Origin of the sequence: Citrobacter sp. Awk 4, assembly GCF_028069725.1 — a bacterium.
In the GTDB taxonomy this organism is placed as follows: Bacteria; Pseudomonadota; Gammaproteobacteria; order Enterobacterales; family Enterobacteriaceae; genus Citrobacter_D.
Genome location: NZ_JANEWG010000005.1, coordinates 50313 through 66081, shown reverse-complemented (window position 1 = coordinate 66081; position 15769 = coordinate 50313). Strand labels below are relative to the sequence as shown.

The following is a 15769-nucleotide window of genomic DNA, read 5'->3' as shown; positions in this document are numbered from 1 at the left end:
CAGCCAGTGTGCTGCGCGATGACTCCGTTACTGTGCAATGATTTCCTGTGTTTTCTCATACAGCCCTGGCGTCCATTCCGGGAATTTTGTGTAGAACGGTTTTGACGCTTCACGGAACAGATTGCGGTCAACTTCTACGACAGTGACGCCTTCTTTCTTCATCTTCTCAATCAGCTCTTGTTCTTCTTTTTGAACGAGCTCAGTCAAGTATTTCCCTGCCTGATCGCCGGAGTTCACCAGGGCGGCCTGAATTTCTGGCGGGAGTTTTTTGTAGGTGCCGCTTCCCATGACCAGGTTGGTCACGTTCTCTACGTGGCCGGTAAGGATCAAGTATTTAGCCGCTTCATGGTGTTTTTGTCCGTACAACACCGGGATCGGGTTTTCTGCGCCATCAATCACTTTCAGGTTCAGCGAGGTGTAGACTTCGGCGAGTGGCAGCGGCGTCGGGGTTGCGCCCATCGCTTTCATGCCTTCAATTTGAATGCGATTGTTTGGTACGCGAATCTTGAGGCCTTTTAAATCTTCCGGTTTAGTGACCATTTTGGTGGTCAGCATATGGCGCGTACCATACAGCCAGTCTTTAGAAACGATGTGCAGACCTTTAGCATCCAGTTTCGTTTCCAGATCCTTGTACCAGTCTGACTGGTTGAGTTTGAAGATATCCTTATAGCTAGTGCCGACGTAAGGACCAAACATAATGCCGAAATCAGGCACATAGTCAGAGAAGAATGCGCCATCGGCGAGGGTAATCAGCGGACTACCCAGTTTCATTTGTTCAATGACATCCTTTTTCGAGCCTAATTGTGAACTGGGATAAGCAACGAGTTCACCTTTACCGCCGGTTTGTTCATTAAATAAGCGTGCCCATTCACGGATTGCCTTATCAAAAGGTTCTCCTGGATTGTTTTCGTAGGCAACTTTCAACGTATATTCGGCAGCGGCTATCGCAGAATTACTAAAAGAGAAAGTGGCGAGTATAGAGCCAACAGCGAATGCTAGTAACGTTTTTCTTTTTTTAGACATCAGACTCATTATTACTCTCCATTTTTGTAGTGGGTACTGAGGATATTATTATGGTGCCCGGTTTTTCCGGGATGTATTACAGAGTTTCTAAATTATTTATTATTATGCGTGTTGATTATCTTAAAATGTTTAGCAGAGCCTAAAATGTCTTATTAATGGATGGTTATTTTTATTAAGAAATTGTGGCTATGGTAATGGTTTGCTGTTTTTAATCGGTATTTAAAGCCTCGTGGATTTGCGACTTGTCGTGTTGATGGAGTGGATCATGGTCTGCCGGGCGGTTTGCAGATGCTGGCGTAATGCGGCTGTGGCGCTGAGATCATTGCGACAGATGAGGGCGCTGAGAATCGTCATATGTTCATTGACAGCAACGATATTTCTTTGCTTGAGATCGCTCTCATCCCATTGATAATGAAAGTGAAAAATAACAGAGATAATCTCCAGCGATTGATCAAAAAAGACATTTTCGGCGGCGCTGAGAATCAGGTTGTGAAAGTCCCGGTCCAGCAGGGAAAACATGCGATAGTTGTCGCTGATGGTGTCGCGTAATGCGCGGTGACGATCGAGTAAATCCCGCGCTTTCTGCCAGCGGATATCCGTGACGGGGAGATTGAGAAAGTGTTGCAGGGCGTGGGTCTCCAGCATTTCTCGTAGCTCAAAAAGCTGTTCGGCATAGCGTTGATCAAACTGCTGCATACGCCACAGGCCACGTCGTTCGCTGATGATTAGATTGTAACGCCCGAATTTTAAAAGATATTCTCGCACAACGACCGGGCTGACGCCGGCAGCGCGCGCCAGTTGCAGTTCGGAAAAGGTCTCACCGGCGCGTAGCTGCCGTTGGTTTATCATGGTGAAAAAGGCGTGCTCGAAAATACGGTTTTGCTCAGCCAGTGAGGCGGAGGTACAGGCGAAACCGTCATCATTATTAGGCTTGCGGGCGATCACATAGTCGTTGCCAACCGGCGTCAGGACGCCGCATTCGCTTAAATGGCTGAGCATATGGCGCACCGTGGTACGGCTGATGTTGTACATTTCTGCCAGCGCGCTTTGCGAGGGGAGCGGGGAGGGGATATGGCCGCGAGCCATATCATCGATCATCTGGTTAATGACATTGTGACGTAAATTTTGTGAGCGGCTCATCGGTCTCTCCTTTTGGGCGTATTAAAACCCGATTTAAAACATTTTAATGCGTCGGCATTCACAAATTACGTTTCCTGTCTCTTCGATATTTTTATTTTCATCGATATCTGATGCAACGAAAAAATGGAGAGCAGAATCATGTCAACGATGAACACGCTGATTTGCCAGGAACCGAAAAAATTAGTTTGGGAAGAACGTCAAATTCCTATTCCTGGTGAGGGGGAAGCATTAATAAAAATTAAATCCGTAGGGATTTGCGGTACCGATATTCATGCCTGGGGAGGCAATCAACCCTTTTTCAGTTATCCTCGCGTGTTGGGTCATGAAATATGTGGCGAAATCGCCGGGTTAGGTAAAAATATTCCGCACCTGAAAGTGGGTCAACAGGTTGCGGTTATTCCTTACATAGCGTGTCAGCAATGTCCGGCATGCAGCAGTGGGCGTACCAACTGCTGTGAGAAAATTTCGGTAATTGGCGTGCATCAGGATGGCGGCTTTAGCGAGTATTTGTCTGTTCCTGCGACTAACCTGCTGACGGCGGACGGTATTGATCCGCAGGCGGCGGCGCTGATTGAGCCTTATGCTATCAGCGCGCATGCGGTGCGCCGGGCGGCGATTGCGCCAGGCGAGCAGGTGCTGGTGGTGGGCGCAGGGCCGATTGGGCTAGGGGCGGCGGCCATCGCCAACGCCGACGGCGCGCAGGTGGTCGTCGCCGATACCAGTCCCGCGCGTCGGGAACATGTGACTTCTCGCCTGAAACTCCCGGTCATTGATCCGTCTGCCGATGATTTTGACGCACAGTTACGCGCGCAATTCGGCGGCTCCCTGGCGCTAAAAGTCATTGATGCGACGGGGAATCAGCATGCGATGAACAACAGCGTTAACCTGATTCGTCATGGCGGCAGCATCGTTTTCGTTGGACTCTTTAAGGGCGACTTGCAGTTTTCCGATCCTGAGTTCCACAAGAAAGAGACCACCATGATGGGCAGCCGTAACGCCACGCCGGAGGATTTCGCCAAAGTAGGGCGTCTGATGGCGGAAGGTAAACTGACCGCAGAGATGATGTTGACGCACCGCTACCCCTTCACCACGCTGGCGGAGATCTACGAACGTGATGTGATTAACAACCACGAGCTGATCAAAGGCGTGATTACTTTCTGACAGGGATAGAACAATGAAGACATTGAATCGACAGGATTTTCCGGGGCCGAATTACCCGACGAAAGTGATTCAGTTTGGCGAAGGCAATTTTATGCGGGCGTTTGTGGACTGGCAACTGGATGTCCTCAATGAGACGACGGATTTGCAGGCGGGTATCACCCTGATTCGTCCTATTAATACTGATTTTCCGCCGTCGTTAAATACTCAGGATGGCCTGTACACCACGGTGATCCGTGGCCTGAACGAGCAGGGCGAGGCCGTCAGCGACGCGCGTCTGATCCGTTCGGTGAATAACGAGATTAACCCGTATCAGGATTTTGCCGGGTATCTGGCGCTGGCGCATAACCCCGATATCCGTTTTGTGTTTTCTAACACCACTGAGGCAGGGATCAGTTACCACGAAGGTGACAGTATCGATGATGCTCCGCCTGTGAGCTTCCCGGCGAAACTGACACGTCTGTTACTGGAGCGTTTTAATCACTTCAACGGCGCGCCAGATAAAGGCTGGGTGATCATTCCCTGCGAACTGATCGACTATAACGGCGATGCGCTCAAAGCGTTAATTCAGCGTTATGCGCAGGAGTGGCAGTTGTCTCCGGCGTTTCTCGACTGGCTGGAGACGGCAAACACCTTTTGCTCCACATTGGTGGACAGAATCGTGACCGGCTATCCGCGTGAGGAAGCACCAGCGCTGGAAGCACAGCTGGGGTATCACGATGCGTTTCTCGACACCGCCGAGCATTTTTATCTGTTTGTGATTCAGGGACCGGCCTGGCTGGCAGAAGCGCTGAAATTAACGGAATCTTCGCTGAATATTCGTATTGTTGACGACATCAAACCGTATAAAGAGCGTAAGGTCGCCATTCTTAATGGCGCGCATACCGCACTGGTTCCGGTGGCGTGGCTGTGCGGGTTGGAGACGGTCGGCGAAGCGATGCAGGACGAGGACGTGCGACACTTTGTGGAAAAGGCGATTAACCAGGAGATCATCCCGGTGCTGGATCTGCCCGCCGCTGAACTGCGCGAATTTGCCGATGCGGTGACAGGACGTTTCCAGAATCCGTATATCCGCCATCAGCTACTTTCTATCGCGCTCAACGGGATGACGAAATTCCGCACGCGTATTTTGCCTCAGTTGCTGGCAGGTCAGCAGGGCAATACATATCCCGTGCGCCTCACGTTTGCGCTTGCGGCGCTGATTGCGTTTTACCGCGGCGAACGGGCGGGAGAGACGTATCCGCTCCAGGACGATGAACAGTGGCTCACTCGCTATCAACAGATGTGGCCGCGCGTGGGTGCAGATCTGTCGTTGCAGGAGCTGGTCGATACCGTCCTTCGCGATAAAGCGCATTGGGGCGAGGATTTAACGTTGTTGCCGGGGCTTACCGCTCAGGTGACGGCCAGCCTGGAGAATATCCTGGTCCAGGGGATGCGACAGGCGGTGAAAGCGCTGGATTAAGGTTGCCATGCAGCGCCCGGAGCCGTGTTGGGCGCTGTTTTTTTACCAATAAAGAGAGGCCCGGTGGCATGACGCTTTCGGGCCAACGTTTTTTACTCGGGATTATCCTTCGGCATTCACCACTTTGATTTCGACCATGCCGATCCCCAGTTTCCGTGGCGAGTGCCCCAAAATGTTGCCCTCATTGGTAGATTGCGGGTCGGGTGGCGTGATCACCAGCGTGCTGGCTGCTTCCGGGTTGTCAAAATGCAGCGTAGTCGTGGTGATATCATTACCTAACCGCAGTATCTGTTCTTCTCTGCCCACACGTACTGGTATAGGGCGATCGGCGTTCGCGCCGTAGGCTTTGGCGGTGATCACCAGATCGAATTTTTTGGGCAACGGCGTCTTGTACTCGATTTTGACCTCTTCACCCAGTTGCGCGTTGGACCAGCGCCCCCAGGATTCCGGGCGAGAGATGCCGCTGAACTGCTTCACCTCTTCCGGCGCACCTGCGACGTTAAAGACGAAACTGTCCGCTTTGTAGCGAATATCGTTATCGACGATTTTCAGCGTATCCACGTTGCCTTTGTAACGCTCCATATCGATGAGGGTGTCCTTAAACGCCGTCTTGCCCTTCCACTGTGCTTTGTTCACGTGTTGTACGACTTGTTCGCCGCCCAACTGACCCTGTGAAACACACCAGTCGGTGGAGAGAGCCAGTTCCGGCGACCACAGTTGCGCCATTTTGTAGCAGCGGTCGACCCAGACAAAGTTGTCGCGCGGGGCGAAATCCGCCAGCTGGAAGCGTAACGGGGCGGAGTATTCGCTTTCTGGTAGCGGTTCAACGCGATTGTCTGAGACACGCAACAATAGCGGCAAACGGAAATGACTGCCCGAGAAGGCGATCATGTTTTTATCCTGATCGATGGTGAACGTTTTCATCTCTTTGGGGAAATTCCACAAGCGGATGATGTCGGGTTTCCACGCCAGCACTTTCTCTTTAATGTTCAGGAATACCAGCGACATGGATTCGCCGGACAAGCTGCTGCGCCCGAGTCCAATAAAGTTGTCCCCGCCGAGAATATCGAGCACGGTCGCGCCGTTATCCATCGTGTTGCGTTTGACCGCCAGCGTCTCTTGCTGAGGCTGGTCGCCACGCAGAACGAAAAACAGGTTGTTGCGATCTTGCTTGTTCAGGTACTTCCACGCGGTGTTGTTCATCGCCAGATGATCGGAAGAGACGACGATAACGGTGTCTTTAAACCACGGTGATGCTTTGATCTTATTGATAAACTGGGCGATGTTTTCCTGGCTGCAGCTGACGGCGCTAAATGACTGGTTGGGCTTGCCGTCGAAGTCGTAACGTTTGCGGTTGCAGGTGCGCGAGATAAATCCATCCGGGTGATGGGTATCGACGGTCAGCGTAAACAGAGAGAAACGCTGGCCGGCGCGAGAGAGTTCTTCAAACTTTTTCCACGCTTCGTCGAGCACCGTATCGTCGTAGAAACCCCAGTCATTACGATACGTTGGGTCCGCGACCACGGTTTTTAACTCTTCGGCGCCGTAGAGATGATCGAAGCCGTGGGATTTCAGGAACACATCTTTACCCGCAAAACGCAGGTTAGCACCCTGAACAAAATAGTTTTGGTAGCCGGAGTTCTTCAGGATATCGCCAAGGCAGATATTCTGCGGGAAAAAGCTGGAAACCGATGCCGAGGCGTTGCCTTCAAAGGGGGCAAACAGCGGAATACCGCACTGAGAGGCGACCATCCCGGCAATGGTGTAATCCGTGCCCGGTAATTGCATGGTTTGACTGAAATCCAGCCCTTCGTTTTTCAGCGCGCCCAGCTCCGGGGTGAGATCCGGGAAGGCGTCATTGTCAAAATAGGTGCGCTCAAGGCTTTCGCCGTAGATATAGACCAGATTCAGTTTGGGGTTGGGGATCGTTTTCGACGGCTCTTTGTAATAAGCCGTGAAATCAGGATCGCCATCGCGGGACTGTGATTTCACCAGTTCGGTAATCTGGCGAAACGCCGGGCTGGCGTCTACCGAAGCCAGCGCCAACAGCAATGCCAGCAGACTATAACCCATATGATGGGGATGGTGCCGACGGCGGCGAAGAACCCAGCCCAGCGCACCAAAAACCAGCGTCAGCGCGAGGATTATCCCCACGCCCGGAAGAATGTATTTACTGACGCCCGCGCCTGTCAGGCTGTTGGTCAACGTGTAGAGCACGGCATCGTTGATGCCATCGCCGGTAAAGTAGTCGCTGGCGTAGAGTGTGATATTCAGGACAACAAATAGACCGAGCACCGTCAGGGTGGCGGCAAACCACCAGGTGTTACGACCCGCTTTCCAGGCATAAATTAGCACAGAGGCGAGAAACAAGGAGATGGACAGAAATTCAGACAACTCACGATCCTCAGTTATAGCCTGCTCCTCCCGGCGATATATCAGGAGGGCTAATCTTTTTCGGGGTATACAATGTAATTGCGATGTTACACTGCTGCAATTCTAGTGACATTAAATTACGTTGTTATTCAGAATTGGTTTAGAAAGCGTATTTTTTGATCGCTATCACTTCCCGCGATTCCGGCGTGTACCAAGGGGTGAGGGGAGAAAAGAGAGGATTAAGGCCGCGTTTCTTGCTGACGCGCTAAAACGCGGCGTGTGGAGCGATTAGGAAATGAAACTCATGCCTTGCTTAAGTACCAAATCGCAGGCCTTGGTTTTGACTTGCTCCGCCAGCGGGGTGCTGCCGATGTTGCTCAGGTTCAACTGCTGGCCATCTTTGGTATTTAGCAGACCCTGAATACCGTCCAGATAGTTGGTATCCTGTTTTTGCTCGTTTGCGCTCAGACCCAGTTTATCCAGCACCTGATTTTTGACGTTTTCCGCATCAGTGGCGGACGCCAGTTTTTGTTTGGCGCAATACTGCAAAATCCCCGCCGCGTTGTTCATGTTGCTGGCGCTTAACGCGTCAGTGCTGCCATTTAGCAGACTGGTGAGGGAGGAGAGCGATGTGCTGCTCTGTCCTGAGGTGGTGGTGCTTTTGGTGAGTTCGTTGGCCGCGCTGGAGAGCGAATCCTGCCAGGATGATGCGAAAATGCTGGTGGAGATGAGTGCGCTGGCGGCGATCGCGCAGTGCAGAATGCGTTTTGTTGTTTTCATAATAGTAACTCGTATGTGCCTTTTCAGCGAAGTATAGCGCTGCTCGTATTAAGAATGGTCTTAATACTCCTTCCCGGTCACACGGCTACGATAGCTGTCCCAGTTGAAAATTACATAAAGACTATCACCAAGCATCATTCGATCCATCACGCGTTCGCCGAGCAATTTGCTCATCTCTTCCATATTGCTGTTGGTTAACATGCCAGTCGGACGTTTTGAGGATGAGCGACGATCGACGATCTGATTGATGATCACTTTTTCGTAGCGAGATTCGGTTTGCACGCCAATTTCGTCGATCACCAGCAGATCGACATTACTCAGGTCGTTGAGCAACTGTTCTTCACTGGTTTCACGATTCGTGAAGGTTTCTTTCATCGCCGACATAATATCGGCGACGGTAATGATCAGGACGGATTTTCCCCGCAGGAGCAGCTCATTGCAGATTGCTGCGGCCAGATGGTTTTTCCCCGTCCCTGGTGTGCCGGAGAAGATAAAGCTGGAGATATTGCCATCGAACTCTTCCACATACTGACGTGCTTGATTTAGAGCATCAAGTTGTCCTTGGCATTCCACTTTGTAGTTGTCAAATGAGCAATTTTGATGGAGTGGTCTGATGCCTGAACGGTTAAAAGTACGCTGCATTTTCATAGCCCGATTTTCGCGCTCTATTGCTGCCGAACGAATCGCACCTTGTTCTTTTTGCCAGGCAAGCAATTCTTCACCTGTTCTAAAAGCTGGCTTCACATTCGGTGGAATCATTTTTTGCAGGCGTTTCATAAGACTACTGACGTCTTTCATTTAGCACCTCGGAATCCTTTAGGAATTGCTTTATCGGGTTCAGAAATCGTGTTCACATCACGTTTGGGTAGGCCACCATTGCTGGCCCGGCCGATCTGGAGACTGCGCGCCAGCTTTTGCTGCCACTGAATATGGTGAAAGACTTTGCCTTCCGCCTGCCAGTAAGCCACAAATGACGCTAACTCTTCTGCGGTCACCGGCTCTCTTAACGCGACGCCCCATAATGCCGCCTGACGCTGGAAGTCGGCATCCGGCTGCCAGTCAGGATACATCGCAAATTTCCCCATCGGTACCGCAACGGGCGTGGCCTGCGGTTCTTCGTAAAACTGTGCGTCCAGCGTGACGTCGCTTCCCGGGCGTGACAGTTTTTCTTCAAGCGCCAGCAATTCTGCCAGACGGGCAGGCGTGACGGCATAAAATGCAGGCACGTTATTGGCAAATACCGCGACCGCGCCGCCAGCCGATTTCGCCAGCACGGCGTTGTGATCGTGGACTAATGCGTCAATACCGATGACGTCCGGGGTTAAAATTCTGCAAGACATAATGTTTCTCAATACGGAACAACAACCGAGAAGGGAGACTGTTTTTATAGTAACACACCGATGACCAGAAGCGGCAGGGAGGCGGGATGACCGCCTCTTACTCGCGAAGTGATGCCAGAGGAGGGGGAATCAAACGCGTGGGCGTTTGCGGTACAACCAAAGTCCCGGCACGGAAAGCCCGATGGACAGCGCGCCGACAATGGATGACGCTTTCAGGAAATTCGTCAACAAGGTGATCATCAGAGGATCGCTGTAGCCAAAATGACCGATCTTAACGGCGGAAATCATCGCGGTGTAAGCGGAGATCCCCGGGAACATTGGGATAACTGCCGCCACGGTGAAGACCTTCGGGTGCGCCAGATACCAGCGCGACCACTGGATACCGATACTGCCGACCAACAGAGAAGCCATAAAGGTCGACCATTCAATGTTAAACCCGGCGGTCATCATCGCCATCCGCGAGCCGTGGCCCAGCGCACCCAGCAGGGCGCACCAGGGCAGCGCCCGGTGGGGGACGTTAAATACCATCGCGAACCCAACGGCAGGGATTGCCGACAAAATCATGTCCTGCATAAGGGCAAGAACGAACTCGATTACACCCATCCGCGAAGCCCCCATAACGTTAAAGACATCACGACGCCCACACAGGTCGCCAGCGTTAACAGGCTGGCGATCGCCCAGCGCGCAAGCCCGGTATTAATGTGGCCCTTAAACATATCTGCGACAGAGTTGATTAGGGGAAATCCCGGTACCAGCAGCAGTACGCTGGCCGCCATCGCGATCGTCGGGGTTTGGCTGAACGTGTCCAGACGCAGTAACAGGCCCGAGATGGTTGTCGCAACAAAGGCGGTAATACAAAAGTTGATTTGCGGGTGGAGATGTCGGTGCGCCAGAAGCTGACGGATATACATAGCCACCATGCTGGCGAAAAAGGTGATCACGGCGCCGTCCCATCCGCCCTTATTCAGTTTACAGAAACAGGCGCAGGAAAGGCCGACCATGAAAGCCACCAGCCATCGCGGATAACGCAGAGGTCTGATTTGGCTAAAACGCTTCTCGACTCCCCGACAGTCCAGGAGTTTGTGTTCGGCCAGAATCACAATGTGTTGAACTTCCGTGACAACGTGCATATTAATGCCACGATCCTGATTCTTCCGCGTTGACGTCAGACAGTGGCCGTCTTTAATGGTGGTGAGAACGATGGCGTTAGAAGAGATGGCGCTTTCTACGCTGTCCATCCCTAGCGCCAGACCCAGACGCGTAGAGAGTTCATCAACCAGTGCGCTTTCTGCTCCGTGCTGTAATAAAAACAGCCCGCATTGAATACATAACCGTGTAACTGTTCGTTGTAACAACTGCTCTGTTTGCATGACTCGCCCTGATTGAAAGACGGGTAAAAATGACAAAGTCTTCTTTGTAACACGAAGTATGAGTCCGTTGGCTCTGGCCCGGATCAATCTTTGTGTTGAAAAAAACGTCAGGGTGATGGTTTGCTCATTTGAACCGTGTCGCCCCCGTTTTGTGGTGAGATCTATCATTGCAGTGCATTGATCAGGTTGTGTCAATGAGGAAGGTTGGTGTAAAGCACACCGACGATTGTCCACGAACGGCTGTTGGTAGCATTATGATTATACGGGGATTACTGATACAACAGACGCCCTCTTTATTCATCAGGGAAGATAAGTAGAAGTTGCTAAAACATATTGTGAATTTATTAAATGAAATTAATTCACCTTAAAATATCAGATGATTCAAATGAGTTAATTTAATTGTGTGGGAATTGTTTTTATAAAACACTATGTGATAGTGTTAAACAGCACTTATACTATGTGGGTTTTGGTATGGTTGCAGTCACTGTGTATAAAAATAAGATAATGGAATAATTCATATCGCTAATTAATTTCATTTTCATCTTGCTATTTATATGTTTGTTTTATTAATAGATATGGAAATGAGAAAGGATGTGAATATGGAGGAGTTATGTTGCCAGGACGCTACAAAAATGGAATTGTTATCAGCAAAATACCTGTTATCCAGGCTGGACTAAGAGGTGTCATTCTGGGTCACTTTCCCGATCATGAGTTAACATTCTGCCGTTCAGTCGAAGAGCTCACATTGTTGCAGCTGCGCTGCACTGAACTGGTATTGGTTGATTTAACGGGGGAAAGCAATCAACCTCGCGCTGTTTGTGAACAGTTTTATACATTATTAACGCAATTTAATGATATTAAATGGATTTTTATCGTTCCTCTCAGTTACTACCCTTTGGCCGTTGAGATATTGATGGGACCTGCCACGACGTTGCTTTCTGACGAAGATCCTGTTGAAAGCGTGGTTAATGCTATTCGTTCCGGTAATTATAGTGCGGAGCATATCAGTAAAGCGCTGATGTTTCCGGTACTGCAAAACATGACTGAATATGGTGGACAGTCGATGGTGCTTACTCTATCGGAGCGAAAAGTATTACGGCTTCTCGGAAAAGGGTGGGGAATTAATCAAATAGCGTCATTGTTGAAAAAGAGTAATAAAACCATCAGTGCCCAGAAAAACAGTGCTATGCGTCGTTTGTCCATACACAGTAATGCCGAAATGTACGCATGGATTAACAGTTCTCAAGGAGCAAGAGAATTGAACTTACCTTCAGCATATGGAGATACCACGGAATGGAAAAAAGAATCATCAAGAGAAATGTCGCACTGGTAGAAAAGTGCGCAATGAGCAGTATTGGTATTAAGAGTTTATTTAATTCGGATCCTGAATGTCTCTATCAGCTTCATCTATTTTCTAATCAGTCTGAATTTAAAGTAGCAATGGTAAATACGCCTTTTTCTGCGGTTATCTTCTCCCTGTCTGCAATCCGAGAAGATCGGCGGGTGGGGTTGGCGTGCCTGACGGAACTGGCGATCGATTTCCCGCGAATGCGTCGACTGGTCATCGCCGACGACGATAATGAAGCCCGTCTTATTGGCTCTCTGTCGCCCTCACAACTGGATGGCGTATTAAGTAAGTCATCGTCGCTGAGTGGTTTAAAAGAACAGCTGTTTTTAGCGCTGAACGGTGTTAGTCGGGTGAAGGAAAACAGCAGTAATCTTTGGTGCACCAGTCAGAGTCGTACGATAAGTCCTACTGAACGTGAAATATTACGGTTTATGTCGCACGGCTATTCGATGGTTCAGATAGCTGTGCAGCTTGAACGTAATGTCAAAACGATCCGGGCACATAAATTTAATGTCATGTCCAAGCTGGGTGTGAATTCTGATGCCGGATTGCTGGATGCGGCGGATATATTGCTGTATCTGCGTGCTATGGAGCCCCGCCCTACACTGCACACAGCATAGTGTGCGGTATACCTGAAACGACGAGTGAGACAGTCCTTCAGACTTGACGGCAGATCACTGGCAGACATCAATCCAGGTTGCTGAAGTCAGCTCGGCCATCCTTTCAGGTGCGATTCTTATTGCACTATGCGTTGCGCCAGCAGCAGGCAATACCTCTGTGTAATGCCTGAGGGAGACATCGCAATAGACTGGCAGAGGAGTTTCCAGACCAAAAGGGCAGACGCCGCCTGGTGGATGACCTGTTGCGTTTACCACCTCATCAAAACTGAGCATACGCGCTTTCGCCCCAAACGTTTCTTTGAGCTTTTTATTATCCAGGCGGACATCACCTTTGGCGACAACCAAAATAATGTTGTCCTTCACCTTTAGTGAAAGTGTTTTTGCAATTTGTCCTGGCTCCACATTGTGGGCTTTCGCTGCCAGCTCGACCGTTGCAGTGCTCTGATCCAATTCGATAATTTCAATATCCGGGGCATATTCGGCCAGAAATTGCCGTACAGATTGCAGACTCATTCATTCCTCCTGACGCGGTGTAAGCAGCCCTGTTTTTTGGATAACTGTGTGGCGTAATTTGTCATAAGGAAAGTATCGCTGTAAATATTTTAAAGTAACAAAGCAGTAACATACTCAAATATTAGATCCTCTTCACAATCACAGAAACCGGTTACAGTAACCGGTTGCGGTACGAGTGGTGGAGATTAATACTAAAATTGTCACTTCCTCTGAACTACATAATAAGAGCCATCTATGAAACTTGATTCTCTACGCTGCATCGCGGGTCTTTATTTCGGCACGGTTGCGAAAAGTAGTAATGGATTTTTACGTGGCGGTGTTGTTGCTGCCTGCACGTCTACGTTGTTTTGACAGACTGGAGAACGGATATGTCTACCAACCATGCTGTGTTTAATGTGATTTTTCGGTTTGTTGAAAACTATGTTAGCCCCGTTGCCGGGCGGATATCCTCACAGCGTCACGTGATGGCGATCCGTGATGGGTTTATTTCCGCGATGCCGTTTATGATTGTAGGTTCGTTTCTGCTGGTGTTTGCCTATCCTCCCTTTTCTCCTGATACCACCTGGGGATTTGCCCGTGCGTGGCTGGATATGGCAAAACAGTTCGAAGGTCAGATACTCACGCCGTTTGATATGACGATGGGGATCATGTCCATCTACATTTGCGCAGCCATCGCATACAACCTGGGAAAACACTACGTTAAGTCGCATCAGTTAGATCCTTTTATGTGTGCAATGCTTTCGATCATGGCGTTTTTACTGATTGCAGCACCGAAAACGAAAGGTTCCCTGCCGGTTGACAGCCTCGGAGGCACCGGTATTTTTACCGCGATTCTGGTGGCTATTTACTGCGTCGAAATGATGCGTTTTCTGAAAGCGCACAATATCGGTATTCGCCTGCCAGATCAGGTTCCCCCGATGATCAAAAACTCTTTTGATCTACTGATTCCGGTATTGGTGGTTGTCCTCACGCTTTACCCTCTGAGTCTGCTGATTCAGGCGCAGTTTGATATGCTGATCCCACAAGCCATCATGGCGATCTTTAAGCCATTGGTCTCAGCGGCTGACTCCCTGCCTGCAATTTTGCTCGCGGTTTTGATTGGCCATCTGTTGTGGTTTGCGGGGATACATGGAGCCGCGATTGTCTCTGGGATGCTACAAATGTTCTGGCTGACCAATCTTGGAATGAACCAGACCGCACTGGCGCAGGGCGCACCGTTGCCGCACATCTTTATGGAAGCGTTCTGGACGTTCTTTATTGTTGTCGGTGGGTCCGGTGCGACAATGGGGCTGGTCATTTGTTATCTGCGCAGCCGTTCAGTCCACCTGCGATCCATTGGTCGTTTGAGTGTGGTTCCCAGCATTTTCAATATTAACGAGCCAGTCATTTTCGGTACGCCGATTGTGATGAACCCGGTCTTTTTTATTCCGTTCCTGCTCGCGCCGATGGTTAACGCGATACTGGCCTGGGCGGCAATGAAACTCGACTTGATTGGGCGTGTAATTTCCGTTGTTCCGTGGACCGCACCAGCGCCGGTAGGGGCTGCCTGGGCGTTAGGCTGGGATTACCGTGCGGCAGTACTGGTAGTGGTGCTGGCATTGGTGTCTGCCATTATTTATTTCCCGTTCTTCAAAGTTTACGAGAAACAGTTGCTGGCGCAGGAAGCTGAGGAAGCCGAGCGTACGGAAGAGGAAAGTCAGCAGGTTGCATAAGGTGAAAAAGCAAGGGGCAATGGCTCCTTGCTTATTTTAACGTACAGTCGCCACACTGCTGAACCTCAGGGAGGCGATAGCGCTGGCAGCAGGTTCTGCGCACCAAAAGCCCTTCGCGTGGAACGACAGTTCGCCACAGGGGGTTATCTTCACCGCCGGACAGTTTTTTCTCGAAGAAGCAAGTCTGGCGCAGTGTCGTCACTAGCTCTTCTCCCAGAAGTGGTTTCATTTCTGTCAGATACCAGTGGATCAAATACCCGGTGTTGCTCCAGATAAGTTTACTATTAATCTCTCCGGTAGCTTCCAGTGCCTGAACGATGGGCACTAACGCCCGGAGAATCAGCGTTTCTAACCGTTGCTGGGGAGAGTGCAACGTCGCCTGGTGATCCTGGTGCACGTTCACCCAGAAACAGGCTGCCCGTCCCGTTTCATGAAACCCAACGCTGACATATTCAGGAGAAACATCAATAACTTTTTCCTGAGTGAGCAGGGCAAGCATCAGCGGGGGAACCATCAGTCCGATATACCATTGCGCCCATAGAGAAATCAGTGGCTTATTTTCGCGTGGCTGTGTGAGGTGATTGCGATAGATGTGATCGGAATAAATCGCCAGCAATGAGCTCAACGCGCTGGGAGAAGACCACTGTGCCAGCGTCATGGCGCCTTGCGGGGCGGGTTCATCGAGACGAATAAAATCCAGTAAATGCTCTCGGGTTTGCGCGATCGTTTCACGCACAGCATCGGCAAGCGCTGGCTCCCCCGACGGGAGATGAGCCTGCCAGATGACATCTTCAATAATGGGAGCAGAACGATAGGCCATAGCGCTATATCTGGATAGTAATCTAAATGAGAATGATTACGAATCCTAGCGATAGAGCGAAACGATGGCAAGTGCTTTGTCGCTATCTTCTGCGGCGTAGCACGATTAAA

General features: G+C 50.3%; 15 protein-coding genes. 5 read left to right on the top strand and 10 right to left on the bottom strand.

Annotation, left to right across the window (positions count from 1 at the left end; all coding sequences use genetic code 11):
- Positions 1 to 27 precede the first annotated feature (27 nt).
- On the bottom strand, positions 28 to 1023 hold the full coding sequence (locus NNO04_RS03145; protein ID WP_271443446.1) for a C4-dicarboxylate TRAP transporter substrate-binding protein: 996 nt from the start codon (positions 1021 to 1023) through the stop codon (positions 28 to 30).
- A 219-nt stretch (positions 1024 to 1242) separates the two neighbouring features.
- On the bottom strand, positions 1243 to 2163 hold the full coding sequence (locus NNO04_RS03140) for a GntR family transcriptional regulator (RefSeq protein WP_271443445.1): 921 nt from the start codon (positions 2161 to 2163) through the stop codon (positions 1243 to 1245).
- Between the two features lie 138 nt (positions 2164 to 2301).
- On the opposite strand from NNO04_RS03140, the gene NNO04_RS03135 reads away from it, so the two are divergent.
- Positions 2302 to 3324 (top strand): zinc-binding alcohol dehydrogenase family protein, encoded by a 1023-nt coding sequence (locus tag NNO04_RS03135; RefSeq protein ID WP_271443444.1) that lies wholly within the window; start codon positions 2302 to 2304, stop codon positions 3322 to 3324.
- A gap of 13 nt (positions 3325 to 3337) precedes the next feature.
- The gene (locus tag NNO04_RS03130) at positions 3338 to 4783 is read left to right on the top strand and encodes a tagaturonate reductase (protein ID WP_271443443.1); all 1446 of its coding nucleotides are present in this window, start codon (positions 3338 to 3340) and stop codon (positions 4781 to 4783) included.
- A 102-nt stretch (positions 4784 to 4885) separates the two neighbouring features.
- Here the strand turns inward: NNO04_RS03130 and opgB are convergent, their stop codons facing one another.
- The 6 genes from opgB to NNO04_RS03100 all read right to left on the bottom strand — a co-directional run bounded on the left by opgB (position 4886) and on the right by NNO04_RS03100 (position 10646).
- A complete protein-coding gene (opgB, locus tag NNO04_RS03125; protein WP_271443442.1) occupies positions 4886 to 7177 on the bottom strand; it encodes a phosphatidylglycerol--membrane-oligosaccharide glycerophosphotransferase in 2292 nt (763 codons plus the stop codon).
- 267 nt (positions 7178 to 7444) lie between these two features.
- Positions 7445 to 7939 carry a DUF2501 domain-containing protein gene (locus NNO04_RS03120; RefSeq protein WP_271443504.1) on the bottom strand — a complete coding sequence of 165 codons (495 nt, stop codon included), beginning with the start codon at positions 7937 to 7939 and terminating at the stop codon, positions 7445 to 7447.
- A 57-nt stretch (positions 7940 to 7996) separates the two neighbouring features.
- Positions 7997 to 8734: a DNA replication protein DnaC gene (gene dnaC / locus NNO04_RS03115; protein ID WP_271443441.1), complete on the bottom strand. Its 738-nt coding sequence runs from the start codon at positions 8732 to 8734 to the stop codon at positions 7997 to 7999.
- The gene (gene dnaT / locus NNO04_RS03110) at positions 8731 to 9276 is read right to left on the bottom strand and encodes a primosomal protein DnaT (protein ID WP_271443440.1); all 546 of its coding nucleotides are present in this window, start codon (positions 9274 to 9276) and stop codon (positions 8731 to 8733) included. Before dnaT ends, dnaC begins: the two co-directional genes overlap by 4 nt.
- 129 nt (positions 9277 to 9405) lie before the next feature.
- A complete protein-coding gene (locus tag NNO04_RS03105) occupies positions 9406 to 9879 on the bottom strand; it encodes a threonine/serine exporter (protein WP_162380784.1) in 474 nt (157 codons plus the stop codon).
- On the bottom strand, positions 9870 to 10646 hold the full coding sequence (locus tag NNO04_RS03100; protein WP_271443439.1) for a threonine/serine ThrE exporter family protein: 777 nt from the start codon (positions 10644 to 10646) through the stop codon (positions 9870 to 9872). Before NNO04_RS03100 ends, NNO04_RS03105 begins: the two co-directional genes overlap by 10 nt.
- A 610-nt stretch (positions 10647 to 11256) precedes the next feature.
- Between NNO04_RS03100 and NNO04_RS03095 the strand changes: the two genes are divergently transcribed.
- The gene (locus tag NNO04_RS03095) at positions 11257 to 11979 is read left to right on the top strand and encodes a helix-turn-helix domain-containing protein (protein ID WP_271443438.1); all 723 of its coding nucleotides are present in this window, start codon (positions 11257 to 11259) and stop codon (positions 11977 to 11979) included.
- Positions 11940 to 12614: a DNA-binding transcriptional activator BglJ gene (bglJ, locus tag NNO04_RS03090; protein ID WP_271443437.1), complete on the top strand. Its 675-nt coding sequence runs from the start codon at positions 11940 to 11942 to the stop codon at positions 12612 to 12614. Before NNO04_RS03095 ends, bglJ begins: the two co-directional genes overlap by 40 nt.
- Positions 12615 to 12668: 54 nt before the next feature.
- Here bglJ and NNO04_RS03085 read toward each other — a convergent pair whose 3' ends face one another.
- Complete coding sequence (locus NNO04_RS03085) at positions 12669 to 13127, bottom strand: YbaK/EbsC family protein (RefSeq protein ID WP_271443436.1); 459 nt, start codon at positions 13125 to 13127, stop codon at positions 12669 to 12671.
- Positions 13128 to 13495: 368 nt separating this feature from the next.
- On the opposite strand from NNO04_RS03085, the gene NNO04_RS03080 reads away from it, so the two are divergent.
- Positions 13496 to 14839 carry a PTS sugar transporter subunit IIC gene (locus NNO04_RS03080; protein ID WP_271443435.1) on the top strand — a complete coding sequence of 448 codons (1344 nt, stop codon included), beginning with the start codon at positions 13496 to 13498 and terminating at the stop codon, positions 14837 to 14839.
- Positions 14840 to 14870: 31 nt separating this feature from the next.
- Here NNO04_RS03080 and fhuF read toward each other — a convergent pair whose 3' ends face one another.
- Entirely contained in the window at positions 14871 to 15659 is a 789-nt protein-coding gene (fhuF, locus tag NNO04_RS03075) for a siderophore-iron reductase FhuF (protein WP_271443434.1), read from the bottom strand.
- Positions 15660 to 15769 lie beyond the last annotated feature (110 nt).

Excerpts from the sequence above, each read along its gene's own strand:
- NNO04_RS03145 (WP_271443446.1), bottom strand. The coding sequence starts at position 1,023 with ATGTCTAAAAAAAGAAAAACGTTACTAGCATTCGCTGTTGGCTCTATA.
- NNO04_RS03140 (WP_271443445.1), bottom strand. The coding sequence starts at position 2,163 with ATGAGCCGCTCACAAAATTTACGTCACAATGTCATTAACCAGATGATC.
- NNO04_RS03135 (WP_271443444.1), top strand. The coding sequence starts at position 2,302 with ATGTCAACGATGAACACGCTGATTTGCCAGGAACCGAAAAAATTAGTT.
- NNO04_RS03130 (WP_271443443.1), top strand. The coding sequence starts at position 3,338 with ATGAAGACATTGAATCGACAGGATTTTCCGGGGCCGAATTACCCGACG.
- dnaC (WP_271443441.1), bottom strand. The coding sequence starts at position 8,734 with ATGAAAGACGTCAGTAGTCTTATGAAACGCCTGCAAAAAATGATTCCA.
- dnaT (WP_271443440.1), bottom strand. The coding sequence starts at position 9,276 with ATGTCTTGCAGAATTTTAACCCCGGACGTCATCGGTATTGACGCATTA.
- NNO04_RS03105 (WP_162380784.1), bottom strand. The coding sequence starts at position 9,879 with ATGGGTGTAATCGAGTTCGTTCTTGCCCTTATGCAGGACATGATTTTG.
- NNO04_RS03100 (WP_271443439.1), bottom strand. The coding sequence starts at position 10,646 with ATGCAAACAGAGCAGTTGTTACAACGAACAGTTACACGGTTATGTATT.
- NNO04_RS03095 (WP_271443438.1), top strand. The coding sequence starts at position 11,257 with ATGTTGCCAGGACGCTACAAAAATGGAATTGTTATCAGCAAAATACCT.
- bglJ (WP_271443437.1), top strand. The coding sequence starts at position 11,940 with ATGGAAAAAAGAATCATCAAGAGAAATGTCGCACTGGTAGAAAAGTGC.
- NNO04_RS03085 (WP_271443436.1), bottom strand. The coding sequence starts at position 13,127 with ATGAGTCTGCAATCTGTACGGCAATTTCTGGCCGAATATGCCCCGGAT.
- NNO04_RS03080 (WP_271443435.1), top strand. The coding sequence starts at position 13,496 with ATGTCTACCAACCATGCTGTGTTTAATGTGATTTTTCGGTTTGTTGAA.
- fhuF (WP_271443434.1), bottom strand. The coding sequence starts at position 15,659 with ATGGCCTATCGTTCTGCTCCCATTATTGAAGATGTCATCTGGCAGGCT.